The sequence below is a fragment of the Micromonospora sp. SH-82 genome (genome assembly GCF_051132485.1).
In the GTDB taxonomy this organism is placed as follows: domain Bacteria; phylum Actinomycetota; class Actinomycetes; order Mycobacteriales; family Micromonosporaceae; genus Micromonospora.
Window position 1 is genome coordinate 5907356 of sequence record NZ_CP148049.1, and the last position, 22881, is coordinate 5930236.

Genomic DNA, 22881 nt, shown 5'->3' on the forward strand with positions numbered 1-22881 from the left:
GGTCTTCGCCGGTCGGCGGGGATCAGGAGAGGGCCGCGTACCGGCGACGTCGTTCCGCCTGACGTACCGGGTCGGGAATGGGCGAGGCCATGAGCAGTCGCTTCGCGTACGGATGCTCCGGTCTGGAGGTGACGACGTCGCCGTCACCGGTCTCCACGATCCGGCCCTTGAGCATGACCGCGACCCGGTGGCAGATGTAGCGGACCACCGACAGGTCGTGGGAGACGAAGAGGTAGGCGACCCCGGTCTGCTCCTGGACCTCGATCAGCAGGTCGAGGATGCGGGCCTGGGTGGAGAGGTCGAGGGCGCTCACCGGCTCGTCGCAGACGATGAGCCGGGGCTTGAGCGCCAACGCGCGGGCGATGGCGATCCGCTGCCGCTGCCCGCCGGAGAACTCGCGGGGGTACCGTCGGCCCGCGTCGGACTCCAGTCCGATCTGGTCGAGCAGCTGCCCGATCCGCGCGGAGGCCTCCGCCCCGGGTACGCCCTGGGCCCGCAACGGCTCGGCGAGGATGTTCTCGACCGACATGGCCGGGTTGAGCGACGAGTACGGATCCTGGAAGACGACCTGGATGTCGCGGCTGAGGGCGCGGCGGGCACGTCGACCGGCGTGGGTGATGTCGACGCCGTCGAAGGTGACGGTTCCGCTGGTGACCGGGGCGAGGCCCAGCACCGCCCGGCCCAGGGTGGTCTTCCCCGAGCCGGACTCCCCGACCAGGCCGACCGTCTCCCCCGCCCCGACCTGCATGGAGACGTCGTGCAGGGCGTGGAAGGACGGGCTACGCCAGCGGGCGCCGCGGTAGACGACGTTGATGTCGCTGATGTCGAGCAGTGGCCTGTCGGGGGCGCTCACGACCCCACCTCCTGAAGGTCGCCGCGCTCCCGCCGGGGTGGCGCGTCCTCGAGGGTCGAGTCCAGCAGCATCCGGGTGTACTCGTGCCGGGGGTCGGCGAAGAGGTCGGCGACCGGCCGCTGCTCGACGAGGACACCGTCGCGCATCACCGCCACCCGGTCGCAGATGTCGGCGACCACACCCAGGTTGTGGGTGACGAGGATCAGACCCATGTCGCGCTCCCGTTGCAGGTCCCGCAGGAGTTCGAGGACCTCCGCCTGGACCGTGACGTCGAGTGCGGTCGTCGGTTCGTCGGCGATGAGCAGTTCGGGGTCGCAGGAGACCGCACCCGCGATGAGGACGCGCTGTGCCATCCCGCCGCTGAGCTGGTGGGGATAGGCGGCGAGGGTACGGGCGGGGTCGGGGATGCCGACGCGGTCGAGCAGTTCCAGGGCGCGGGCGGTCGCCGCCTTCCTGGAGAGGCCGAGCTGACGTCGCATCGGCTTGGTCAGCTGGGCGCCGACGGTGAAGGACGGGTCCAGGTTCGACATCGGTTCCTGCGGCACGTAGGCCATCCGCCGCCCACGGATCTTCTGCATCTCCCCGTCGCGCAGCCCGATGAGGGGCTGCCCGTCCAGGCAGAGCTGCCGGGCGCTGACGACGGCGTCGGGCGGGAGGAGCCCGAGGATCGCGAACGACGTCTGGGACTTCCCGGACCCGGACTCCCCGACCAGGCCGAGCACCTCGCCGCGCGCCACCTGCAGGGACACCCCCCGTACCACGTCCTTGGCGGTGCCGTCCTCGGCCACGTACCGCACCGCCAGGTCCTCCACCCGCAGGAGGGCGTCCGAGGTGGGCTCGCCGTCGACGGCCCGCTCCTCGACCCGAGGGGCGTCGGTACGGGCCGGGCGGGCCGCCCGCTTGGCCTTGGTCCGGAGGCTGACCCCGAGGGAGTCGGCGAGGGCCGCCCCGAAGAGCACGAGCGCCATGACCGTGCAGCCGATGGCGACGCCGGGCGCGATGACCAGTTCGGGGGCCCGCTGGAAGCTCTGGAAGGCGTTGCTGAGTTCCCCGCCCCAGCTGGGGCGCTGCGGATCACCGAAGCCGAGGAACTCCAGCCCGGACTGGACGATGATCGCCATGCCGAAGATGAACGAGGACCGTACGAGGATCGGACCCAGGACGACGGAGAGCACGTGACGGAAGATGATGCGCAGGTCCGACAGGCCCGACACCCGGGCGGCGTCGAAGTAGAGCTCCTCGCGTACGCCGATCACTGCGCTTCTGGTCAGCCGGAAGATGTCCGGCGAGGCCAGGACCCCGAGAGTGATCATCGTGGGGGCGAGGCCGCTGCCGAGGGAGGCGATCACCACGATGATGATCAGGATCTCCGGCAGGGACATGAGCATGTTGAAGATCCAGCTGGAGACCCCGTCGAACCACCGGGCGTAGTAGCCGGCGAGCAGACCCGCGGGGATCCCGCAGAGCAGTGCGGTGGCCAGCATGATCACACCGGCCTGGAGGCTGACCCGGCCACCGTAGAGCAGTCGGCTGAGGATGTCGCGCCCGTTGCCGTCCGTACCGAGTGGATGGTCGAGGCTCGGCGGACGGAGTGCCTCGGCGAGCACCACCAGGTTGGGATCGCGGGGGGCGAGGAGGGGGGCGAGGATGCTCGCGACGACGATGGCGAGCAGGACGACCCCGGCCGTCACACCCATCGGGTTGCCGAGGAAGGCGCGGAGTCTTCTGGAGGTGCGGCCGGCGGGGGCCGCCGTCATGTCGACGCTCATGCGTTCCGTACCTTCGGGTTCAGCGCGGCGTAGAGGATGTCGACCGTCAGGTTGACGAGCACGACAACGAGAACTGTGAAGAGCAGGACGCCCATGATCACGGGGATGTCGCTGTTGCCCGAGGCGTTGATGGCGACGGCTCCGATGCCCTGGAGGCCGAACACCCGCTCGACGATGGCAGCGCCGCTCATCGCCGCGATGAACTGCAACGAGAGCATGGTCAGCGCGGGCGGAGCCGCGTTGCGCAGGACGTGGACGAGCAGGATGTTGCGTTGCGACAGCCCTCGGCTGCGCAGCGTCCGGACGTACGCCTGGCTGTTGACGGTGATCACGGAGTTGCGGAGTTGCTGGGCGATGGCGGCGATCGAGCCGATCGACAGCGCGGTGATGGGTAGGACGATGGACCAGAGCCACCCGCTCGGTGAGTCGCTCAGGTGGATGTAGCCGGTGGCGGGGAACCAGCCGAGCTGTACGGCGAAGGTCAGGGCCAGGATGATCGCGACCCAGAAGTTCGGCAGGCTGAACCCGAGCACCATCACCACCTGGAGGACCCGGTCGAGGGGGCCGGGTCGGGTCGCCGCGAGCAGGCCGAGGGCGACTCCCAGCACCGCGGCCACCAGGACGGCGCCGAGCGCGAGTGACACGGTGACCGGCAGCCGGGACACGATGAGGTCGATGACCCGGGCGTTCTGCGCGGACGAGATGCCCAGGTCACCCCGGACGACGCCGCTCAACCAGTCCAGGTACTGCGTGACGACCGGCCGGTCGAGGCCGAGTTGCTCCCGCTTGACAGCCACCTGTTCCTCGGTGGCGTAGAGACCGAGCGCGCCCCGGGCGGGGTCGGAGCCGGTGAGCATGAGGAAGAAGTACATCCCCGTCACGACCGTGAACGCCAACAGCAGGCCCGTGGCCAGCCGGCGGCCGATGAAGCCCAGCATGCCTGCTACCTCCTAGCTGACCTGGGGTTACTCCCCGGGTGGGTCGACCCTGAGCCGACCCACCCGGGGATGGGGGATCAGTTGGCCGGGGCGAAGAACCGCAGGCTCGGCATCAGCTGCGCCTGCTGCATGGTCACGTCGATCTCCGGCTTGAACAGGTAGACGTTCTCCTGCGTCACGATCGGGGCGAACCAGGCCTGCTCCACGAGGTGGGTGTTCAGCTCCTTGTAGAGAGCGGCCTGCTCGTCGCCCTGGGCTGCGGGAATCTCCTTGAGCAGCCGGGTGACGGTCTCGTCGGTGTACCCGAAGTGGTTCCACAGCGAGGTCGGGGTGAGCTTGTTCAGCACGTCCGTCCACGCCGGGATGTTCGTGGAGAAGGAGAGCATGAAGGCGGGCTGCCCCTTCAGGGTCTCCAGGCCGCCGTTGGCGAAGCCGTTGACGGGGACCTGCTCGACGGTGATGCCCACGTCGCCGAGGTACTGGGTGACGATCGGCACCAGCGGGGACATGAACCCCTCACTGAACGAAATCTTGATCTTGAATCCGTTCCCGTGGCCCGCCGCGGCCAGCAGCTCCCGCGCCTTCGCCGGGTCGTACGGGTAGCGCTCGTTGAGCTCCGGCACCCACGCCTCGCTGGACGGGTTGAAGGTCTGCGTGGAGACCTGACCGAACCCGCTGTAGTGGGTGTCGAGGATGGCCTTGCGGTCGAGGGCGTGGTTGATCGCCTGCCGGACCCGTACGTCGCCGAGGGCCGCCGAGGCCTCACCGGCACGGTCCTGGAGGATGATCCCCTGCCACTCGCCGGGCACCGTCTTGACAGTGAGACCGTCGGACTTGGCCTTCGGCACCATGTCGGAGGTCCCGTACATGAACTGGATCTGACCGGTGGCCAGGGCGTTGTACCGGGCAGTGAACTCCTCGTACGGCCGGATCACCACGGTCTCGAACGGGAACGCCTCCCGGTTCCAGTAGCCCTCGCGGGCGGTGAACCGGTAGCTGACGCCCTTCTCGGAGGCACCGGCGTCGAGCAGGTACGGCCCGGAGCCCACCGGGGTGGTGGCGATACCGCCGGCGGCGAGCGCCGTGGGGCTGGCCATGTACCCGAGGTACGTCGCCAGCGCGGCCAGCAGGCCGGGGCTCGGCTCGCTCAGGTGCAGACGCACCGTGGCCGGATCGGTGACCTCGACGCGCTCGATCACCCGAGCCGCCTCGGAGGCACTGCCCGCACCCGCCTTCCGGGCCTCGATGTTGACCTTGACTGCCTCGCCGTCGAACGTGGCACCGTCACTGAACGTCACGCCCTCGCGGAGCTTCAGGGTGAGTTCGGTGAGGTCGTCGTTGTACTCGTACTCGGTTGCGAGGTTGCCCTCGATCTTGGACTCGGCGGTCTTGCGCAGCAGAGGGTCGTAGACGGCCTCGGCGTAGTGGATGACCGCTCCCTCCTTCATCTCGGCGGGGTCCCAGGTCAGTACGTCGCCGTTGTTGCCGAGGACGAGCTGGGACGAGTCCGCTTCCTGGGCCTGTCCCCCAGCGCCACAACCGGCGAGGGCGAGAGCGACTACGGCAAACGCTGCCGTCAGCGTGCGTGGTAGCTGCACCGTGTTCCCTTCTATTGCTACAAAGTCAGCGCCATCAGGCGTTGCTCTGGGTGACGAGACTCGGATCAGCGGATCAGACGATTCCGAGTTGTTGACTCATGACCATCGCGGTCGCGCCGCGCAGGACGATGTCGTCGCCGAGTTCGGAGAGCCGCAGCACGATGTCGCCGTGGACCTCGGTCAACGCGCGCTGCCGGATGGTCTCCATGGTGGTTGCGGCCAGGGGCCCCTCCAGCACCCGTTGCGGACCGCTGAGGACGATCTCCGAGACGTTCAGGGCGGCGACGATCGGAGCCAGCACACGACCGAGGGACTCCCCCGCCACGGCGAGCACCCTGTCGTGTTCCCCCTGGGTCCGAGCCTTCGAGAGGTCCTCCTGGATGCGCCGGGTCGACAGCCAGGTCTCCAGGCAACCGTTCTTGCCGCAGACGCAGGACCGGTCACTGTCCGGGTCCACGACCACATGGCCGATCTCCCCCGCTGCGAACCTGCTGCCCAGGACGGGTGTGCCTCCGAGCAGGAGCCCCGCCCCGACGCCGACACCGACCCGGACGAGGAGGGAGTCCGCGGCGCTCTCGGCGTAGCTGCGCTCGGCGAGCGCGGCCGCGTTGGCATCGTTCGCCACGTGCACGGGACAGGCGAACTCCTCCGCCAGCACCGACTGGAGGTTGACGTCCTTCAGCCCCAGGTTGGGGGCGCTGAGGACGACCCCTCCCAGGTCCACGATGCCCGGGGTGCCGACGCCGATGCCGAGAAGCGGCGCTGTCACCTCCTGACACAACTCCCTGACCAGGCCCACGACCTTGGCCAGAGCGTCGGTCCCGGCGCTCCCGGCGATCTCGACCTGCCGACGGGTCACCACCGCCCCACCGAGGTCGAGCACCGCACCCCGGTAGAGCGTCGAGTGACTGAGGTCCACGGCGACGGTCCGGTAGGCGTGCTCGTTGAACTCCAGCATCATGGCCGGCTTGCCCGGTCGGCTCCCCGCCCGCATGCCCACCTCGCGGACGAGGTGATCCGAGAGGAGATCGCTGACCACGTCCGAGACCGACACCCGCGTCAGCCCGGTCCGTCGCGCCAGGTCCGCCCGACTGCGCGGCCCCTCCCGGTACAGCATGCGCAGCAGCAGCTCGCGGTTGTGCACCCGGGCCTGCTCCGGCAACACCTTCTCGCCCGTGCGGACCCGGGCCGGAACCCCGTCCCGCCGTGGGGCTCCCGCCGCTCGACCCGACGGAACTGGCGAGGAGGACCCCGCCGTATCAATGCGCTTCACCCGGTTAGTACAGGGGGCTAACAAACCTTCTCACAAGGACCCCGTTCGGCTTGTTGCCAAGTCGTTACCTGACCCCGCACCCGCCCTTCGGACCCGGTCCGACCAGCCCACCCATCCGTCATCACCCCTCCCACAGCGACCCCGAGGGACCACCCGGACCCCGCCGAACCGAGCCCCACAGGGGTGAGGGACAACATCGAAAACCATTCTTCGGTACGGTCCACCGGGGCCTTTCCGGCGCAGCGCGATAATCCTTGTCAACGGCTGTGGACATGCGGGCCGACACCACCCGCCACACGGCACGGGATACGGCCGGGACGCATCGACCGCGAACATCGGCCGCAACGCCCGAGGGCCGACGGCACGGCGTGGATCGCCCAGCAGCGGCAGCGGTCTCCCACCGCCCCACCGAAACCGGTGACCGAATGAGACCACTGGCGGACCGCCTGCCCCGGCCGGTCACGACACGTTCCCGTCCCACGACAGCAAGCCCGGGGAAACGCCCTGCCGATCGCCGAACGACGATACGAGGCGGCGCACGAAGACGACCGACGAGAAGGAGAAGACCATGAAGTTCCGCAAGAAGCCCGTCGAGGTCGACGCCGTCCTCTGGGCAGCGCCCGAAGACGCCCACGACCTGGTCGAATGGGCCGACGGAGCCGTGGCCTACGACCCGCACACCAGCGGACCCACCGGCCCCGCCGGTGAGGACTGGGGGCGACTCACCGTCACCACCCTGGAAGGCGAGCACGTCGCGACCCCCGGCGACTGGCTGATCAAGGGGGTCAGGGGCGAGTTCTACTTCTGCAAGCCCGACGTCTTCGAGGCCACCCACGAACCCGCCTGACCCGCCGCCCCGGGGTGCGGCAGCGCGCCCCGGGACCACCACCGACGAGTGGACGACTCGACGGCGACGACACCGAGGAGAACCGATGACAGACACCTACGACGTCGTCCGCCGCTTCGCCGCCCACCTCGCCCACACCAACGGCGACGACAGAGAACAGCAGACCCTCCAGATCCTCAAGATCGTCGAGGAGGCGGGCGAGGTCGCCGCCGCCTGGATCGGCACCGTCGGCCAGAACCCCCGCAAGGGCGTCACCCACACCGTGGACGACGTCGCCGCCGAACTCGCCGACGTCGCCTTCACCGCCCTCGTCGCCATCGCCGGCCTCGGGCGCGACCCCGAGCAGGTGATGGACGACTGCTCCCGCAAGGTCGCGGATCGATGCCGATGATCGTCGGGCAACCGCCGTCAGGGAGCCGCGAGCAGTCGGATCTCGCAGCGTAGGCCGCTTGCCTCGGCGAGCCGACCATCACCGGTCACGAGCGGACAGGCCATCAGCTCCGCCGCCGCGACGTAGGCCGCGTCGTACGCCGTGACATTGCCCCGCAGCTGCCACATCCGGTCGACCAGCAACGAGACGCCGACCTCGTCGATCACCAACGAGGGCAGGGTGTCGATCACCTCCTGTGCCCGCGGAAGGCCGAGCTTCCCACCGAGGACCTTGCCTCTGATCACGGACACGACCTCGCCCAGAAGATGGCCTGGAGCGACCCAGTGCGGATCCCCGGTCAGTTCCGTCCGCGCCGCGTCGCCGACCGGCCCGTCGTCGACCAGGGCATCGGCCAGGACCGACGCGTCCACGACGATCACGCGGCACTGTCCCACGGTCCGCGCTGCCCACGCTGGTCGCTCAACTCTGCGGCGCTCTCCCCCGGCAGCGAGCGGGTGCCGTCCGATCGGCCGACGAAGCGATCAAGGGCGGCGGTGTTGCGCAGCCGTCGAGCCTGCGTCTCCACCAGATCCAGGAGGTACGCCTGGAGTGACTGCCCGCGCGCCTTGGCCTGGGCCGCCAAGGCGTCTCGCACTTCTTCCGGCACGTCTCGGATCTGGAGAGCCACCATGCATTCATCATGCATGCAGCACGTTCACCTGTCAGTCTGCGCAGCCCATCCGGCACACCGGCGACACCATCGGGTTGAGTCGACTAAGCTGTTAGCTAGACGAGGAGGTCGAAGGATGTCGGCTGAAGCCGTGCACTACAACATGCATGAAGCCAAGACCCACCTGTCACGCATCATCGAACGGGTGGAACGCGGCGAAGAGATCATCATCGATCGTGCAGGCACCCCGGTGGCGAAGGTGGTGCCGCTTGTACGACGGGCCAACCGCACGGCGGTCGGCTCCCTCGCCGGACAACTGGACCTCTCAGGCGACTGGGACTCCCCCCAGACCAACGCCGAGATCGCCGCCGACTTCGGCATCGGCGCATGACCCTGCTGCTGGACACCCACGTCGCGCTCTGGGCCATCACCGGCGATGCGACCCTCGGCGTCGAGTTCCTCGACCAACTACGCCACGAGCCAGACATCTTCCTCTCTCCCGTCACCCTGTGGGAGATCACCATCAAGCAGCGCGCAGGAAAGCTCGCAGGCCCCCCTGACCTCGCCGAGCGGGTCAGGGAGATGGGCTTCCGCCAGCTCCCGGTAACCCATACCCATGCCATCGCCGCCGGCCGCCTGCCACCCCACCACCGCGACCCCTTCGACCGCATGCTGGTGGCGCAGGCGATCACCGAGAATTTGACCCTGGCCACCCGCGACGCGTCGATAGCGCTGTACGACGTGGACGTCCTCAAGGTGTGATCGGACGAACTCGTCCTGGCGTGCCCGAATGCCCGTCGCGATCCCCTGGGCACCAGCCGCGGCTCGAACGTTGCGGCCCGGGGGTCGGATGTGATGGGTACACCCTCATCAGCCGACCTGCGTTTGCCTGGTGGGGCGGGCGGGGCTCGAACCCGCGACCGAGGGATTATGAGTCCCCTGCTCTAACCTGCTGAGCTACCGCCCCGACGTGTGCGCCGGATACTAACCCGCTCAGTCGATCACAGCCAGCATGTCGGCAGCGGCGTGGAACACCCCCGGCTACACGATGAGCAACGCGAGAATAACAGCGCGCATCCGGGGTCGGGTGCCCCCGCAACGGCGTCGACTCGGGCCGTGGGTGGCGCTCAGGCGGCGCGCAGGTCGGCCAGGACGGCACCGGCCGCCTCCCAGCCGCTGGCCAGCGCCCCTTGGATCGACGGGCTGGCCCGGTGGTCGCCGGCGACGTACCGGCCGTCGCCGAGGGAGACCGGCTTGCGCAGTCGGCCCTGCGGGGGCGGGGCGGCCGGGAGGGCGGCGGGAATCGAGACGGTGGTGAGGTGCGTCCAGTCCGCCGTGGACCGTCCGTAGAGCCGGGTCAGTTCCGCCCGTACGGCCGACTCGGGTGGGGCCGACGGACCGACCACCGACGTGGCCACCAGGTGTCGTCCGGCCGGGGCGTACGTGGGGGCGGCCTGACTGATCACCACGGTGTTCGCGACGGTCTCGCGGCGGTCGCCGTCGAGGAGCAGGATCGGCTCGTCGAGGGGTGCCGACTCGGTGCTGTGGTAGTAGGTGGTGTACGCGTTCATGCGTACCGTCGGCAGTTCCGGCAGGAGCGTACCGGCGGTGGTCGGGTCGACGGCGACCACGACGGCCCGGCAGCCGATGTCACCGGCCTGGGTCCGGACCCGGCCGGGGACGATCTCGGCGACCGGCATCCCGGTGTCGATCAGCTCGGCGGGCAGCGGGGCGGCGATCGCCCGGGGCAGGGCGCGCATCCCGTCGGCGGGCACCCCGATCCGGCCCCGGACGAAGGTCCGCAGCACCATGGCCAGGAATCGGCTGGAGGTGGCGAGTTCGGCGTCGACGAGGACACCGGACAGGAACGGCCGGAGCAGTTCCTCGATGATCTCGTCGGAGAGACCGGCCCGACGCAGCGCCTGCTCGGAGGTGGTCTCCGGGGCGGAGAGCAGTCGGCTCGGCGGCAGGGTGGCGCAGCCGGTGGCGAGGGCGGCCAACCGGATCCGGTCGGTGAGCGAGCCGATGCCGGCCAGGGCGGTGCTCGCCGCGCCGGTCGGCTCGCGCAGCGGGTTGACCAGCCGGTGCAGCTGCTCGCCCCGGCGGACCAGCACCCCGGGGGTGAACCAGCCCAGGTCCAGACGGTCGGTGTCGAGCAGGGTGCCGAGCTTCGGGTACGCGGTGTTGAGCACCTGGAAGCCCCGGTCCAGCAGGTATCCGTCGACCTCGTCGGTGGCGACCCGGCCGCCGACGACGTCGCCGGCCTCCAGGATCCGCCACGGCGTACCGGCCCGGTGCAGGCGGCGGGCGGCGGCGAGTCCGGCGAGTCCGCCGCCGACGATGACGACGTCCGTCTCAGCGATCATGTGTCTTCCGCCTTCCCCACACCGACCATCCTGGCGGTCGGCGGACCTCAGGAGACGACGAACTGATGATCTACCCCCGACCGGGAGTGCGGAAACGACGAGAAAGCGGAAACGACGAGAGTGCGGGAACGACGATGCCCGTCGGCAGCGGGCCGACGGGCATGTGGTGGAAGAGGCTCCCCCGTTTGGACTCGAACCAAAAACCTGCCGGTTAACAGCCGGCTGCTCTGCCAATTGAGCTACGGGGGACCGTCGTCAGTCGGCTCACGGATCGCTCCGATCGCCCTGTGACGGCAAAAGAATACAGGACTTCCCCGGGCGGCGGTCCAGGGGGTTGCCGCACCGGTTCCGCCGATCTCCCGGCCGACCCGGGACCGGCGACGACACGCACGGGACCGCGGAGAAGCCGACACGGGACCGGTGCGTACCAGACAAATCGCCATCCTTGCGCCTGGAGGTATGACTGTGCAGGAGGATGGGTAGTTAGCTGCCGACAGAGGATGTAGGCGCGAAAGGGGCGCTGCCGCCGGAGCCTTCCGGCGGACCGGCCCCTGGTGCGTCAGGTACGAAAGGAGCCGCCATGCGCGGAAAGATCTTGTTCCTTGGCGGGCTGGCTGCGGGATTCGTCCTGGGCGCCCGTGCCGGCCGGGAGAAGTACGAGGAGTTGGTCGTGCAGGGCCGCAAGGTGCTCGACCACCCGACCGTGCAGGAGGCGGCGGGCGTTGCGCAGGCTCAGGCCAACCGGCTCTACAGCGAGGGCAAGGACCGGCTGAACCACTCCAAGCTGGGCGAGAAGCTGCACTCCGGCAACGGCGGCGACAAGCACGAGCTGACCTCCGCCGACGACGCGTTCGCCGGCACCCCGGCCACCGTCGGGGCCAAGTCGGGCTCGTCCACCACCACCAGCACCCCCAGCACCACGGCCCGGACCAAGCCGTCCGGTGGTACGGGCACCAACGGCAGCACCATCTGACCGAGTCGTACGCGCCGGGCCGGGCACCCCTTCGGGGGCACCCGGCCCGTTCGTTCGTCCCGGCGGTGAGTACCGCCTGCCCGGTTCGGTCCCGGCTACCCGGTTCGGTCCCGGCTACCCGGTTCGGCCCCGGCCGTCCGGTTCAGTCCCGGCCGTCCGGTTCAGTCCCGGTTGCTGCTGAAAGCCGCGTCGAAGGCCGCCGACGGGGCGTCGAAGGCGAGCCGCCTGACGAACTGCACCGCCTCGGGCGCACCGACGAGACGGTCCATCCCCGCGTCCTCCCACTCGATGGAGATCGGACCGTCGTAGCCGATCGCGTTCAACGCCCGGAAGCAGTCCTCCCACGGCACGTCGCCGTGCCCGGTGGAGACGAAGTCCCAGCCCCTGCGCAGGTCCGCCCAGGGCAGGTGCGAGGAGAGCCGACCCCGTCGGCCGTCACCGGTGCGTACCTTGGCGTCCTTGCAGTCGACGTGGTAGATCCGGTCGGCGAAGTCGAAGAGGAAGTTGACCGGGTCCAGCTCCTGCCAGACGAAGTGCGACGGGTCCCAGTTCAGCCCGAACGCCGGCCGGTGGCCGATCGCCTCCAGGGTCCGTTTGGTCGTGTAGTAGTCGTAGGCGATCTCACTGGGGTGCACCTCGTGGGCGAAGCGGACCCCGACCGAGTCGAAGACGTCCAGGATCGGGTTCCACCGGTCGGCGAAGTCCTGGTAGCCGCGCTCGATCATGGCCGGCGGAACCGGGGGGAACATCGCCAGGGTGTGCCAGATCGACGACCCGGTGAACCCGACGACGGTGTTCACGCCGAGCCGCGCGGCAGCCCGGGCGGTGTCCTTGATCCGCTCGGCGGCCCGCTGGCGTACGCCTTCGGGGTCGCCGTCGCCCCAGACCTCGGCGGGCAGGATGTCCTGGTGGCGCTCGTCGATGGGGTGGTCGCAGACGGCCTGACCGACCAGGTGGTTGGAGATGGCGAACACCTGGAGGTTGTACGTGGCCAGGGTCTCCTTCTTCCGGTCGACGTAGGTGTCGTCGGCGAGGGCCTTGTCGACCTCGAAGTGGTCGCCCCAGCAGGCGATCTCCAGGCCGTCGTAGCCCCACTCGGAGGCGAGCCGACAGACCTCCTCGAACGGCAGGTCGGCCCACTGGCCGGTGAAGAGCGTGATGGGTCGCGCCATTGTCCTTCTCCCCTTGGGTGATGGGGATTCCTCAACGGACCGGGGCGAGGTGACCGGTGGTCGGCCGGTTGTGACAGGTGATCGTCTCCGGGGAACCGGTGGGTGCGACACGCACCCGAGCCCGGCGGGTTGCGCCTCCCGCCGGTCACCGGTCACCCGGACGGGTCACCGACCCCCACTCTAGGTCCCCCGTCACCGTCGCGGAAGACCACCGACCCCGGCGGTACGGGACCCTTCGCGACCGCGCGGACGGAGTGGGAGGGGTGCCCCTCTTCGCGTAGGCGTGAAGAGGGGACCCCTCCTTCCGGGGCAGAGCGGGGCGGTCAGGTGTAGCGGTGGGTGGCGTGGGCGGCGAGCGCGGCCAGGGCGGCGCGGGCGTCGTCGCGCAGGGTGGCGGTCTCCAGGGCGGCGAGCGCCGCCTCGGTACGGACCCTGATCATCTGCTCGATCTTCTCGCGGGCGCCGGTGGACTCGATGATGTCCCGCAGCTCGGTCGCCCCCGTGGCGTCGAGTTCCGGGTTGCCGAACAGCTCCCGCAGCCGGCCGCTCTGCACCCTGTCGGCGGAGCTGCGGGCCAGGGCCATCATCACCGTCGGCTTGCCCTCCCGCAGGTCGTCCAGGACGGACTTCCCGGTCAGCGACGGGTCACCGAAGACCCCGAGGACGTCGTCGCGGAGCTGGAACGCGTCACCGAGCGGATCCCCGAAGTCGGCCAACGCCGCCAGGAGGGCGGCGTCGGCACCGGCCAGGGTCGCCCCGATCTGCAACGGGCGGGTCACCGTGTACCGGGCGGCCTTCATCCGGATCACGGTGAGGGCGCTGGCCACCGAGCCGTCACCGACCCCGGAGACGAGATCCAGGTACTCCCCGGCGATCACCTCGGTCCGCATCAGCGAGAACGTGCCGTACCCCCGGTGCACCTGCTCCACCGTCAGCCCGCACTCGTGGAACATCTGGTCCGCCCAGGCGGCGCAGAGGTCCCCGCAGAGCAGGGCGGTGTTGCGCCCGTACGCCTCCGGGTCCCCCCGCCACGCCGACCGGGTGTGCAGGTCGGCGAAGAGCCGGTGCACCGAGGGTTCACCCCGGCGCTGGTCGCTGCCGTCGAGGATGTCGTCGTGGATCAGGGCGAAGGCGTGGAAGAGTTCCAGTGCCGCTGCGGCGACCACGATCTCGTCGCCGTCGTCGCCGCCGGCCCCCCGCCATCCCCAGTAGCAGAACAGCGGACGTAGCCGCTTCCCCCCGGCCAGGACGAACCGGTGCAGGGCGGTGAAGAGTCCCCGGGGGGCACCGTCGGGCCACCGCGGCCCCTGCCTGTCGATGAAGGCGGCCAGCTCCGCGTCGACCCGGGCCCGTAACCGCCCGGCGTCGGTGGGGGCGGGGACGGTGAGAGTCACGACCCCTCCCCCGGTGGCGTCCCCGACGGTGCCTGCAACCCGGCCAGTTCCAGCAGCAGACCCTTGACCTCGGTCGCGGCCAGGGAGTCCCGGGCGGCGGACGGGTCGGAGCAGAGCAGGACCGGACCGTCGGCGGGGTCGGTGGGGAGCCGACCGTGCGACCCGCGTACCGCTCGGGCCCCGTCGTCCAGACCGACCACACTCATCAGGTACCGCATCCCGGCCTTCTTGCGGGCCAGGGCGATCGCGGCCCGCCGTTTCGCCGCCGCCGGGGCCGCCGGGTCGAAGAACAGCTCCGCCGGGTCGTACCCGGGCTTGCGGTGGATCTCCACCACCCGGGCGAAGTCCGGGGCGTGGGCGTCGTCGAGCCAGTAGTAGTACGTGAACCAGGCCTGCGGGTCGGCGACCAGGACCAGTTCACCGGCGCGCTCGTGGTCCAGCCCGTGGGCGGCCTTGCCGTCGGCGTCGAGGACCTCGGCCACCCCGGGCAACCCCGCGCAGAGCTTCGCCACCGCCGGTACGTCCGCCGGGTCGCGCACGTAGACGTGGGCGATCTGGTGGTCCGCGACGGCGAACGCCCGGGAGGTCCACGGGTCCAGGTACTCCATGCCGTCCTGGGTGTGCACCCGCAGGAGCCCCTCGGCGCGCAGCATCCGGTTGACGTCCACCGGACGGGAGACGTCGGTGATGCCGTACTCGGAGAGGGCCACCACCGTCGCGCCCGTCGTCCGGGCGGCGTCCAGCAGCGGGGCGAGCACGTCGTCGAGTTCCTTGGCGGCCACCGCCGCCTGGAGCGAGGAGGCCCCGTACCGCTGCAGGTCGTAGTCGAGGTGCGGGACGTAGACCAGGGTCAGGTCCGGGGCGTGGTCGGCGAGGATCTGCTCGGCGGCCCGACAGATCCACCGCGACGAGGCGATCCCGGCCCCCGGTCCCCAGTAGGTGAACAGCGGGAAGGTGCCCAGCCGGTCGGTGAGTGCGTCGTGCAGCTCCGGCGGGTCGGTGTAGCAGTCGGGCTCCTTGCGGCCGTCCGCCCGGTAGACCGGGCGGGGGGTGACGGTCCAGTCGGCGTCCGCGCCCATGGCGTACCACCAGCACACGTTCGCCACCGTGTAGTCGGGGTCGACCCGGCGGGCCGCGTGCCAGATCTTCTCCCCCTGCACGAGGGCGTTGTGCTGCCGCCAGAGCAGCACCTCCCCCAGGTCGCGGAAGTACCAGCCGTTGCCGACGACGCCGTGCCCCCGGGGCAGCTCCCCGGTGAGGAACGTCGACTGCACCGCGCAGGTCACCGCCGGCAGCACCGTCCCGAGCTGGGCGGTGAACCCCCCGTCGGCGACGGCGCGCAGCTTCGGCATGTGTGCCAACAGCCGGGGGGTCAACCCGACCACGTCCAGCACCACCAGTCTCCGGGTCACACCATCACCTCATTGAGGGGTCGTAGGCCGATCGTGGTCAGCTCGTCGCGGGCGAAGGCCAGCTCGGCGGCGATCCCGGCGGCGAGCTCCGGGTCGGTGCGCGGACGACGCGACTCCGGCAGCACCCCCCAGGTGTACGTCTCCACGTCCAGGTGGTCGGCGCGGGCGGTGGGCCCGGCGAAGAGTCCGGCCAGGGCGGCGCGCAGCACCGGCAGGGTGGAGGTCAGCGGCGGCTCCGGCGGGGCGTGCAGCGGCACGTGGTAGTGCACCCGCCAGGGGCCGGGCAGCCGGGCGTCGAGTGCCGCGTCGAGGTCGTCGGCGGCGTACGCCGGGTCGGCCGGGTCGGGGCCGTGGGCGCAGCCGGGACCCCGGGTCTGGTGCAGGAACCTCGGCTCCACCCACTGGCGCAGCGGGTCCGCCCCGGCGGTCGGGTCGGCCGCCTCCAGCGCGGCGGAGACCTGCACCTTCACCACCGGGAGGCCGGCGGCGTCCAGTCGGGCCAGGGCTTCGGTCGGTTCCTCCCAGGCGCAGGCCAGGTGTGCCAGGTCCAGGCAGACGCCCAGCCGGGCCGGGTCCGTGCCGGCGAGCAGCGCGGCGGCCTGGTGGGTGGTCTCGACGACACACCCCGGCTCCGGCTCGAATCCGACCCGCACCCGCCGCCCGGTCTGTTCGTGCAGCGCGGTGAGCCCGTCGGCCAGCTGGTCGAGGCGGCGTCGGGCCGCGTCGGCCCGGCCGGGGTCCCAGGGGGTACGCCAGGCCAGCGGCAGGGTGGAGACCGAGCCGTGGGCCGCGTCGTCGGGCAGCAGGTCGGCCAGGACCCGGGCCAGATCGAGTGTGTACGCGGTACGTCGGGCGGTGGTCCAGTCCGGCTGGTACACCGCGCCCTTGACGACGGGGGCCTGGAAAGCGGCGTACGGGAATCCGTTGAGGGTGACCACCTCCAGCCCGCGTACCGTCAACTCGGTGCGCAGCCGACGGCGCAGCCCCGCGTCGGCGGCCAGTTCGGCGGCGACCGGGGCGGCCAGCCAGAGCCCCAGCCCCAGCAGGTCACCGCCGAGGCGTTCCCGCGCCGGCACCGCGTACGTGTCGAGCTGGGCGAGGATTCCGGCGAGCTCCTCGGCGGGGTGCACGTTCGTGCAGTAGCCCAGGTGGACTGTGGTCCCGTCGGCGTGACGCAGCCGCATCAGCTGCCCCCGCGCAGGATCGAGTTGCCCTCGAAGGTGGGTGCGGGGGCGTCCACGTCGGTCAGGTCCAGCCGCCCGGACTGCCCGTAGAACTCCACCGGGTTGCGCCAGAGCACCCGGTCGACGTCGTCGTCGGTGAACCCGGCGAGGAGCATCGCCTCCCCGGTGGCCCGGGTGAGCAGCGGGTCGGAGCGCCCCCAGTCGGCTGCCGAGTTGACCAGCACCCGTTCGGTGCCGTACGTCCTCAGCAGCTCCACCATCCGGGGCGGGGACATCTTGGTGTCGGGGTAGATGGAGAACCCCATCCAGCAGCCGGTGTCCCTGACCAGCTTGACAGTCACCTCGTTGAGGTGGTCGACCACCACCCGGCCGGGTTCGATGCCGGACTCGGCCACCACGGCGAGGCTCCGCTCGACGCCCCGGACCTTGTCCCGGTGCGGGGTGTGCACCATGGCCGGCAGGTCGTACGCGACCGCCAGCGCGAGCTGACCGGCGAAGGCGGCGTCCTCCTCCGGGGTCATCGAGTCGTACCCGATCTCGCCGACCGCCACCACCCCGTCCTTGTCGAGGTAGCGGGGCAGCAGGTCGAGGACCGGTCGGCAGCGGGGGTCGTTCGCCTCCTTCGGGTTGAGCGCGACGGTGGCGTGGTGGCGGACCCCGAACTGCGACGCCCGGAACGGCTCCCAGCCGATCAGGGAGTCGAAGTAGTCGGCGAACGAGGCGGGGCTGGTGCGGGGTTGGCCCAGCCAGAACGCCGGCTCGACGACGGCCCGGATCCCGGCGGCGGCCATCCGCTCGTAGTCGTCGGTGGTCCGCGAGGTCATGTGGATGTGCGGGTCGAAGATTCGCATCACGCCTCCCTGGCGCTGAGCTGGTCGAGCAGGTCGACGGCGTCGGTGGGCATGCTCCGTCCGGCGGCGTGCCGTTCGGCGGCCAGCCCGGCGAGCATCGCGGCCAGCTCGGCGTCGGCGCGTTCGTCGAGGTCCGCGACGACGCTCAGCGGTACGCCCATGAAGACGCACTTGAGGACCGCCTGTCGCCACGAGGCGGTGTCGAGGTGCCCGGCGTACGGGCCGAGTGCGGCGGCGACAAGCCGGGTGTCGTTGGTCCGGATCGCGTCCAGCACCAGTGGCACCCCGGCCGCACCGATCGGCAGCAGCGGGAGAGTTCGCAGGACGGCCCGACGCTCGGCGGCGTCACCGTGTCGGTAGAGGTTCTCGGCGTACTCGGCGTGCCGACGGGGCAGCGCGACCAGCAGCAGCGCCCGGGCCGCCTCGTCGGCGGTCCAGCCGGGCAGGTCCGGGAGGGGACCCCTGCCGCACCGTCGCCCGACGGCCGGGAAGAAGCGGTCGATGCTCGACGGTTCGGCGGCCACCCGGCCGCACGCCGCGTCCAGCCAGGCCGGATCGGGTACGTCACGTAGGGCGGTGCGGAGCTGTTCCGGGGTCATCCGGTCTCTCCCCTCGTGCTGGTGTGCTGGTCCGGGCCGGTGGGCCGGGTCCCGGCGGCGGCGTGGAGGAAGTCGAGTGAGGCGGCGGCGACGGTCGGGGCGGCGTGCGAGTGCCGGGGCAGTTCCACGGCCACCAGACCCCGGTAGTCGACGTCGGCGAGGGCCCGCAGCACCGGCGGGAAGTCGATCTCGCCGGTGCCGAACTCCAGGTGCTCGTGGACACCCCGCCGCATGTCGTCGATCTGCACGTTGACCAGGTGCTCGCCGACGTCGTACACGCACTGGGCGACGGGCACCGGCTCCAGGCACCGGCAGTGTCCGATGTCGAGGGTGAGGCCGAACCCGGGTGGTTCGCCCAGGTCGGCCCGGAGCCGCCGCCAGTCGGCGATCCCCTCTACGAGCATCCCCGGCTCCGGCTCGAATCCGAGGGTCACCCCGGCGGCGTCGGCGGCCCGGACCACGTCCGCGCAGCCGGCGACCAGCCGGTCCCAGGCGACCTGCGGGTCGACGTGGGACGGCCGTACCCCGGCCCAGAACGACACCGCCTCCGCGCCGAGGTCGGCACCGATCCGGACGGCCCGGTGGAGGAACTCGATCCGCCGGGCCGGGTCGTCGTGCAGCAGCGTCGGGGCGTGCTTGTGCCACGGGTCGAGCAGGTACCGGGCGCCGGTCTCGATCACCACGGCGAGCCCGAGTCCGGCCAGTCGGCGGTGCACGGCGGCCACCCGGGCGGGCAGGTCGGGGGCGAACGGGTCGAGGTGGTCGGTGTCCAGGGTCAGGGCGACGCCCTGGTAGCCGAGGTCGGCCAGGACGGCGAGGGCGTCGTCGAGACGGTGGTTGGCGAAGCCGTTGGTGCCGTACCCGAAACGGAGTCGGGCCGGGTCGGGGTCGGCGGCGGCGGTCACGTCGGGGACACCCTGCGGGCCAGCCGACGGGCCAGCGGCGCGGCGGCGGCCACCGCGAGGCCGAGCAGCCCCGACCCGGCGCGGGCCGTCAACGCCCCCTGCAACGGGGGGAGACCGGTGATGCCGGCGCCCACCGCCGCCCGGACCCGACCGGCGGTGGGTTCGGCGACCACCCGGGCCTGGGCGGTGCCGTAGCGCAGGGCGTACCAGACGGCCAGTCCGGCGGGCAGCGCCGCCCGGGCCAGTCCGGCGACCTCGGACCGGGTCACCGCCGAGACAGCGGTGCGGACCGTCGACCCGGCAGCGGTCCCGGCAGTCGGGGTCGGCCCGGTCCGGCGGGTTCGACCGACTGCGGCACCGGCGGCGATCAGCGTGGTGGCGGTGAGGGTCCCCAACGGCAGGGCGACGTCGGTCCCGGTCACCTCCCGGCGGGACAGGGCGGTGACGGTCCAGGTGTGCGCTGCCACTGTCAGCGCCGCCGGAACCGCCCGGACGGTCCGTCCGTCGCCGGCCCCGAGCAGGACGTCCAGCCCCCGGCACAGCGCCATCATCGGCGGCCCGGCCGGGCTGTTCTTCGCCTTGAGGTCGTACGCCCAGACGGCCGCGGCGAGCGGCACGGCGACGGCGGCGGCCCGACGTCCCCCGGCGGCCCCGGCCAGGGCGAGCCCGGCGGCGGTCAACCCGGCGGCCACCCCGAGTGCGGCGGTCGGACTGACCCGGCCGCTGGGGATGGGACGTTCCGGGCGCTCCACGGCGTCGAGGTCCCGGTCGGCCCAGTCGTTGGCAGCCATCCCCGCCCAGTAGAGCAACACCGACGCCCCGGCCAGGGCGGGGGTACGCCGGTCCAGGCCACCCGCAGCCGCCGCCCCGGCGATGACGTCTCCGGGCACCGACAGTGCGGCGGGGGCCCGGACCAGTTCCACGAGATCAGCGAGCCTGGGCATCGGCACCTCCGGCGGTGGCGTGCAGCCCGGTGACGAACTCCCGCAGCCGGACCCACTGTTCGGCCAGCGAGTGGGTACTCGCGCCCACCGGGTCCTTGAAGAAGAACGCCAGGTCGGCCAGGGGGCCGACGTGCCCGGCGGCGTGCGCGGCGGCGGTGATCCGGGCCAGGTCCAGCACCAGCGGGGCGGCCAGGGCGGAGTCACAGCCGTGCCAGGTGAACTCCAGCCGCATCCCGGCGCCCAGGAACCCGGCGAAGGTGACGAGGTCCCAGGCGGTCTTGAAGTCGCCCAACTCCTCGACGTAGTCGATGCGGGTGTCGCCCTGCGGTTGGTAGCCGAGGGTCTCGGCGAGGACCCGCTGCTTGCTCTCCACCTTCGCCGCGTTGGCTGCCGGTTCGGCGAGGTTGGCCCCGTCCCCACCACCGAGCAGGTTCATCCCCGACCACGACCGGACCTGAAGGTTGCGCATCGCGAACATCGGGGCCAGCACCGACTTGACCAGTGTCTCCCCGGTCTTGCCGTCGTGGCCGGCGTACGGCAGCCCCCGCTCGGCGGCGAGGGCGGCCAGGGCGGGCAGCCGGGCCCCGGTCGACGGGGTGAAGTCCACGTACGGGCAGCCGGCGGTGAACGCCGCGTACGCGTAGAGGGAGCTGGGCGGGAGCACCTCGTCGTCACCGTGCAGCGCCTCGGCGAGCCGGGCCGGGTCGGCGTGACCCGGATGCGGGGTGACCTGCGGTTCGGTGGCCGAGACGTTGACCATCACGATCCGGTCGAGGTGGTGCCGACGGCGGAATGCGTCGAGGTCGGCGACCACTGTGGCGACCCGTTCGGCCTGGGTGCCCCCGGTGGGGGCGGGTCGGATCTCCTGCTCCACCTCGGCCAGGTCGTCGGCGAGTGCGGCGACGAGTCGACCGGGCACCACCCCGGCGGTGGCGAGCGCCTCGGCCCGCTTCGCCAGGGGGGTGAGGACCGGGTCGTGACCGCCGAACACCAGGTCGGTGAAGGCCGGCAGGGCGGGTCCACTCAGCTGAGGCAGCTCGGTGACGCACCCGGTCGGCGCGGTGAGATTGCTCTGCAGGGCTCGCGCCCCGACGATGCTGGTGGTCGCGACGGAACCGCGCGCCCCCACCAGCCAGACACCCGTACGCATGGTGCTCCTTCCGATCGGGTGCGGATGGGCCCCGCCCGTCACCCACGGATCCACGGGCCCCGGTGGGTGGTGCCGAAGTCGGCGGCTTCGGCACCGGCCGGGTCCCGGGGGTGGGAACGGACGGGGCTGGCAGGCAGGGCCGGTCGGCGTCTCGTCCCTGCCTCCCCCGCATCCGCCCGGCCACCGACGCGGGTGCGTCGACGGCCGGACGTCTGGGACGTACGCGGTCCTCCGGTGCGGTCGGGGAATCCCGTTCCGACCACACCGGACGACCGTCGTGCCGGTGCGCCCCCGCGTGGGGAGGCACCATCCGGTCCGAGCCTCGTCCCGGCCGTGGGGCGCAACCACGGTCGGTTCCTCGCCGGTCGGTCCGGATCTTCCCGGGCGGTGGCGGCGGTCTTGCCGCCACCACCGGTGGGTCAGACGGCCACCGAGGCCAGTGCCGGCTCCACCTCCGCCCAGGACGAGCCGAGTCGGGCCGACCGTTCCACGGCCTCCAGCACCAGCTGGACCTGGAGGGCGTCGGCGAAGGACGGGGCCGGGTCGACGCCGAGGGCGATCGCCTCGACGAGGTCCCGCATCTGGTGGGTGAAGGAGTGCTCGTACCCGATCAGGTGCCCCGGCGGCCACCAGGCCGACATGTACGGGTGGTCGCCCTCGGTGACCAGGATCCGGCTGAAGCCCTGCTCCGCGGCGGGTCGCGTCGCGTCGTAGTACTCCAGTTCGTTGAGGCGTTCCAGGTCGAAGACCAGGGTGCCCAGTGAGCCGTTGACCTCGACCCGCAGGGCGTTCTTACGACCGGTGGCGAACCGGCTCGCCTCGTACGTCGCCACCGCTCCCCCGTCGAGTCGGGCGACGAAGACCGCCGCGTCGTCGACGGTGACCGGCCCGGTCGCCACCTCGGTGTCACCCGTCGGGCCACCGGCGGCGAGGCCGGTGGACCCGGCCGTCAGCGGCCGTTCCTTGACGAAGGTCTCGGTCACCGCACTGACCCCGGCGATCCGCTGTCCGGTGACGAACTGGGTCAGGTCGATGATGTGCGCCCCGATGTCACCGAGCGCACCGGAGCCCGCCTTGTCCTTCTGCAACCGCCACACCAGGGGGAACTGCGGATCGACGATCCAGTCCTGGAGGTACACCGCCCGGACGTGCCGGATCGTGCCGAGCCGCCCGTCGGCCACCAACTGCTGCATCATCGTCACGGCGGGCACCCGGCGGTAGTTGAAGCCGCACATCGACCGGACCCCGGCGGCCTGGGCGACGGCCGCCGCAGCGGTCATCGCCCTGGCCTCGGCGACCGTGTTGGCCAGCGGCTTCTCGCAGAGCACGTGCTTACCGGCGGCCAGCGCGGCGAGGGTGATCTCCGCGTGGCTGTCCCCGGGTGTGCAGACGTCGACGAGGTCGATGTCGTCGCGGGCGATCAGCTCCCGCCAGTCCGTCATCGCCGACTCCCAGCCGAGCCGGTCGGCCGCGTCGGCGACCTTCTCCGGGTCGCGGCCGCAGATCGCTGCCATCCGGACCCGCGCCGGCAGGTCGTAGACGCGGTTCACGGTCCGCCACGCCTGGGAGTGCGCGGCGCCCATGAACGCGTAGCCGACCATGCCGACTCGCAG

23 protein-coding genes and 2 tRNA genes are annotated in these 22881 nt (G+C 71.5%); 5 read left to right on the forward strand and 20 right to left on the reverse strand.

What is annotated here, in order from left to right; translation table 11 throughout:
- Nucleotides 1–22 precede the first annotated feature (22 nt).
- The 5 genes from WHN02_RS25885 to WHN02_RS25905 all read right to left on the reverse strand — a co-directional run bounded on the left by WHN02_RS25885 (nt 23) and on the right by WHN02_RS25905 (nt 6320).
- Nucleotides 23–853: an ATP-binding cassette domain-containing protein gene (locus WHN02_RS25885; RefSeq protein WP_434741248.1), complete on the reverse strand. Its 831-nt coding sequence runs from the start codon at nt 851–853 to the stop codon at nt 23–25.
- Nucleotides 850–2622, reverse strand: a complete 1773-nt coding sequence (locus tag WHN02_RS25890) for a dipeptide/oligopeptide/nickel ABC transporter permease/ATP-binding protein (RefSeq protein WP_434741249.1) — start codon at nt 2620–2622, stop codon at nt 850–852. Before WHN02_RS25890 ends, WHN02_RS25885 begins: the two co-directional genes overlap by 4 nt.
- Nucleotides 2619–3560: an ABC transporter permease gene (locus tag WHN02_RS25895; protein ID WP_434741250.1), complete on the reverse strand. Its 942-nt coding sequence runs from the start codon at nt 3558–3560 to the stop codon at nt 2619–2621. The genes WHN02_RS25890 and WHN02_RS25895 overlap by 4 nt, the downstream gene beginning before the upstream one ends.
- Before the next feature lie 77 nt (nt 3561–3637).
- Nucleotides 3638–5158, reverse strand: a complete 1521-nt coding sequence (locus WHN02_RS25900; RefSeq protein ID WP_434741251.1) for an ABC transporter substrate-binding protein — start codon at nt 5156–5158, stop codon at nt 3638–3640.
- 73 nt (nt 5159–5231) lie between these two features.
- On the reverse strand, nt 5232–6320 hold the full coding sequence (locus tag WHN02_RS25905; RefSeq protein WP_434741252.1) for an ROK family protein: 1089 nt from the start codon (nt 6318–6320) through the stop codon (nt 5232–5234).
- Nucleotides 6321–6999: 679 nt separating this feature from the next.
- Here WHN02_RS25905 and WHN02_RS25910 point away from each other — a divergent pair.
- Nucleotides 7000–7278: a hypothetical protein gene (locus WHN02_RS25910; protein WP_434741253.1), complete on the forward strand. Its 279-nt coding sequence runs from the start codon at nt 7000–7002 to the stop codon at nt 7276–7278.
- 85 nt (nt 7279–7363) lie between these two features.
- Nucleotides 7364–7669: a MazG-like family protein gene (locus WHN02_RS25915; RefSeq protein ID WP_434741254.1), complete on the forward strand. Its 306-nt coding sequence runs from the start codon at nt 7364–7366 to the stop codon at nt 7667–7669.
- Between the two features lie 17 nt (nt 7670–7686).
- Here the strand turns inward: WHN02_RS25915 and WHN02_RS25920 are convergent, their stop codons facing one another.
- Together WHN02_RS25920 and WHN02_RS25925 are read right to left on the reverse strand one after the other, a co-directional pair.
- Entirely contained in the window at nt 7687–8103 is a 417-nt protein-coding gene (locus WHN02_RS25920; protein ID WP_434741255.1) for a type II toxin-antitoxin system VapC family toxin, read from the reverse strand.
- The gene (locus WHN02_RS25925) at nt 8085–8339 is read right to left on the reverse strand and encodes a FitA-like ribbon-helix-helix domain-containing protein (protein WP_434741256.1); all 255 of its coding nucleotides are present in this window, start codon (nt 8337–8339) and stop codon (nt 8085–8087) included. Before WHN02_RS25925 ends, WHN02_RS25920 begins: the two co-directional genes overlap by 19 nt.
- A gap of 115 nt (nt 8340–8454) precedes the next feature.
- On the opposite strand from WHN02_RS25925, the gene WHN02_RS25930 reads away from it, so the two are divergent.
- Together WHN02_RS25930 and WHN02_RS25935 are read left to right on the forward strand one after the other, a co-directional pair.
- Nucleotides 8455–8709, forward strand: coding sequence for a type II toxin-antitoxin system Phd/YefM family antitoxin (locus WHN02_RS25930; protein WP_434741257.1), 255 nt, complete (start codon nt 8455–8457; stop codon nt 8707–8709).
- Complete coding sequence (locus tag WHN02_RS25935; RefSeq protein WP_434741258.1) at nt 8706–9080, forward strand: type II toxin-antitoxin system VapC family toxin; 375 nt, start codon at nt 8706–8708, stop codon at nt 9078–9080. The genes WHN02_RS25930 and WHN02_RS25935 overlap by 4 nt, the downstream gene beginning before the upstream one ends.
- 128 nt (nt 9081–9208) lie before the next feature.
- Here the strand turns inward: WHN02_RS25935 and WHN02_RS25940 are convergent.
- The 3 genes from WHN02_RS25940 to WHN02_RS25950 all read right to left on the reverse strand — a co-directional run bounded on the left by WHN02_RS25940 (nt 9209) and on the right by WHN02_RS25950 (nt 10933).
- Nucleotides 9209–9285, reverse strand: a tRNA-Ile gene (locus WHN02_RS25940).
- 160 nt (nt 9286–9445) lie between these two features.
- On the reverse strand, nt 9446–10684 hold the full coding sequence (locus WHN02_RS25945) for an NAD(P)/FAD-dependent oxidoreductase (protein WP_434741259.1): 1239 nt from the start codon (nt 10682–10684) through the stop codon (nt 9446–9448).
- A gap of 176 nt (nt 10685–10860) precedes the next feature.
- Nucleotides 10861–10933 (reverse strand) — tRNA-Asn (locus WHN02_RS25950).
- Between the two features lie 331 nt (nt 10934–11264).
- Between WHN02_RS25950 and WHN02_RS25955 the strand changes: the two genes are divergently transcribed.
- Nucleotides 11265–11657, forward strand: coding sequence for a hypothetical protein (locus WHN02_RS25955; protein ID WP_434741260.1), 393 nt, complete (start codon nt 11265–11267; stop codon nt 11655–11657).
- Nucleotides 11658–11818: 161 nt separating this feature from the next.
- On the opposite strand, the gene WHN02_RS25960 is transcribed toward WHN02_RS25955, so the two are convergent.
- The 10 genes from WHN02_RS25960 to WHN02_RS26005 form a co-directional block, all read right to left on the reverse strand.
- Nucleotides 11819–12829 (reverse strand): sugar phosphate isomerase/epimerase family protein, encoded by a 1011-nt coding sequence (locus WHN02_RS25960; RefSeq protein WP_434741261.1) that lies wholly within the window; start codon nt 12827–12829, stop codon nt 11819–11821.
- A 323-nt stretch (nt 12830–13152) separates the two neighbouring features.
- Nucleotides 13153–14223 carry a polyprenyl synthetase family protein gene (locus WHN02_RS25965; protein WP_434741262.1) on the reverse strand — a complete coding sequence of 357 codons (1071 nt, stop codon included), beginning with the start codon at nt 14221–14223 and terminating at the stop codon, nt 13153–13155.
- Complete coding sequence (locus WHN02_RS25970) at nt 14220–15635, reverse strand: alkaline phosphatase family protein (protein WP_434741263.1); 1416 nt, start codon at nt 15633–15635, stop codon at nt 14220–14222. The genes WHN02_RS25965 and WHN02_RS25970 overlap by 4 nt, the downstream gene beginning before the upstream one ends.
- Nucleotides 15632–16819 (reverse strand): metabolite traffic protein EboE, encoded by a 1188-nt coding sequence (gene eboE / locus WHN02_RS25975; RefSeq protein ID WP_434741264.1) that lies wholly within the window; start codon nt 16817–16819, stop codon nt 15632–15634. The genes WHN02_RS25970 and eboE overlap by 4 nt, the downstream gene beginning before the upstream one ends.
- Nucleotides 16819–17670, reverse strand: a complete 852-nt coding sequence (locus tag WHN02_RS25980; protein ID WP_434741265.1) for a TatD family hydrolase — start codon at nt 17668–17670, stop codon at nt 16819–16821. Before WHN02_RS25980 ends, eboE begins: the two co-directional genes overlap by 1 nt.
- Nucleotides 17670–18269, reverse strand: a complete 600-nt coding sequence (locus WHN02_RS25985; protein ID WP_434741266.1) for an EboA domain-containing protein — start codon at nt 18267–18269, stop codon at nt 17670–17672. The genes WHN02_RS25980 and WHN02_RS25985 overlap by 1 nt, the downstream gene beginning before the upstream one ends.
- Nucleotides 18266–19174, reverse strand: coding sequence for a sugar phosphate isomerase/epimerase family protein (locus tag WHN02_RS25990; protein WP_434741267.1), 909 nt, complete (start codon nt 19172–19174; stop codon nt 18266–18268). Before WHN02_RS25990 ends, WHN02_RS25985 begins: the two co-directional genes overlap by 4 nt.
- Entirely contained in the window at nt 19171–20118 is a 948-nt protein-coding gene (locus WHN02_RS25995) for an SCO3242 family prenyltransferase (RefSeq protein WP_434741268.1), read from the reverse strand. The genes WHN02_RS25990 and WHN02_RS25995 overlap by 4 nt, the downstream gene beginning before the upstream one ends.
- Nucleotides 20102–21268, reverse strand: coding sequence for an inositol-3-phosphate synthase (locus WHN02_RS26000; protein WP_434741269.1), 1167 nt, complete (start codon nt 21266–21268; stop codon nt 20102–20104). The genes WHN02_RS25995 and WHN02_RS26000 overlap by 17 nt, the downstream gene beginning before the upstream one ends.
- A 419-nt stretch (nt 21269–21687) precedes the next feature.
- Nucleotides 21688–22869 (reverse strand): Gfo/Idh/MocA family protein, encoded by a 1182-nt coding sequence (locus WHN02_RS26005; RefSeq protein ID WP_434744075.1) that lies wholly within the window; start codon nt 22867–22869, stop codon nt 21688–21690.
- Nucleotides 22870–22881 lie beyond the last annotated feature (12 nt).

Coding starts and splice junctions, on each gene's coding strand:
- WHN02_RS25995 (WP_434741268.1), bottom strand. CDS start 20,118: ATGCCCAGGCTCGCTGATCTCGTGGAACTGGTCCGGGCCCCCGCCGCA.
- WHN02_RS25890 (WP_434741249.1), bottom strand. CDS start 2,622: ATGAGCGTCGACATGACGGCGGCCCCCGCCGGCCGCACCTCCAGAAGA.
- WHN02_RS25925 (WP_434741256.1), bottom strand. CDS start 8,339: ATGGTGGCTCTCCAGATCCGAGACGTGCCGGAAGAAGTGCGAGACGCC.
- WHN02_RS25930 (WP_434741257.1), top strand. CDS start 8,455: ATGTCGGCTGAAGCCGTGCACTACAACATGCATGAAGCCAAGACCCAC.
- WHN02_RS25945 (WP_434741259.1), bottom strand. CDS start 10,684: ATGATCGCTGAGACGGACGTCGTCATCGTCGGCGGCGGACTCGCCGGA.
- WHN02_RS25985 (WP_434741266.1), bottom strand. CDS start 18,269: ATGACCCCGGAACAGCTCCGCACCGCCCTACGTGACGTACCCGATCCG.
- WHN02_RS25980 (WP_434741265.1), bottom strand. CDS start 17,670: ATGCGAATCTTCGACCCGCACATCCACATGACCTCGCGGACCACCGAC.
- eboE (WP_434741264.1), bottom strand. CDS start 16,819: ATGCGGCTGCGTCACGCCGACGGGACCACAGTCCACCTGGGCTACTGC.
- WHN02_RS25910 (WP_434741253.1), top strand. CDS start 7,000: ATGAAGTTCCGCAAGAAGCCCGTCGAGGTCGACGCCGTCCTCTGGGCA.
- WHN02_RS25895 (WP_434741250.1), bottom strand. CDS start 3,560: ATGCTGGGCTTCATCGGCCGCCGGCTGGCCACGGGCCTGCTGTTGGCG.
- WHN02_RS26005 (WP_434744075.1), bottom strand. CDS start 22,869: ATGGTCGGCTACGCGTTCATGGGCGCCGCGCACTCCCAGGCGTGGCGG.
- WHN02_RS25915 (WP_434741254.1), top strand. CDS start 7,364: ATGACAGACACCTACGACGTCGTCCGCCGCTTCGCCGCCCACCTCGCC.
- WHN02_RS25955 (WP_434741260.1), top strand. CDS start 11,265: ATGCGCGGAAAGATCTTGTTCCTTGGCGGGCTGGCTGCGGGATTCGTC.
- WHN02_RS25935 (WP_434741258.1), top strand. CDS start 8,706: ATGACCCTGCTGCTGGACACCCACGTCGCGCTCTGGGCCATCACCGGC.
- WHN02_RS25960 (WP_434741261.1), bottom strand. CDS start 12,829: ATGGCGCGACCCATCACGCTCTTCACCGGCCAGTGGGCCGACCTGCCG.
- WHN02_RS26000 (WP_434741269.1), bottom strand. CDS start 21,268: ATGCGTACGGGTGTCTGGCTGGTGGGGGCGCGCGGTTCCGTCGCGACC.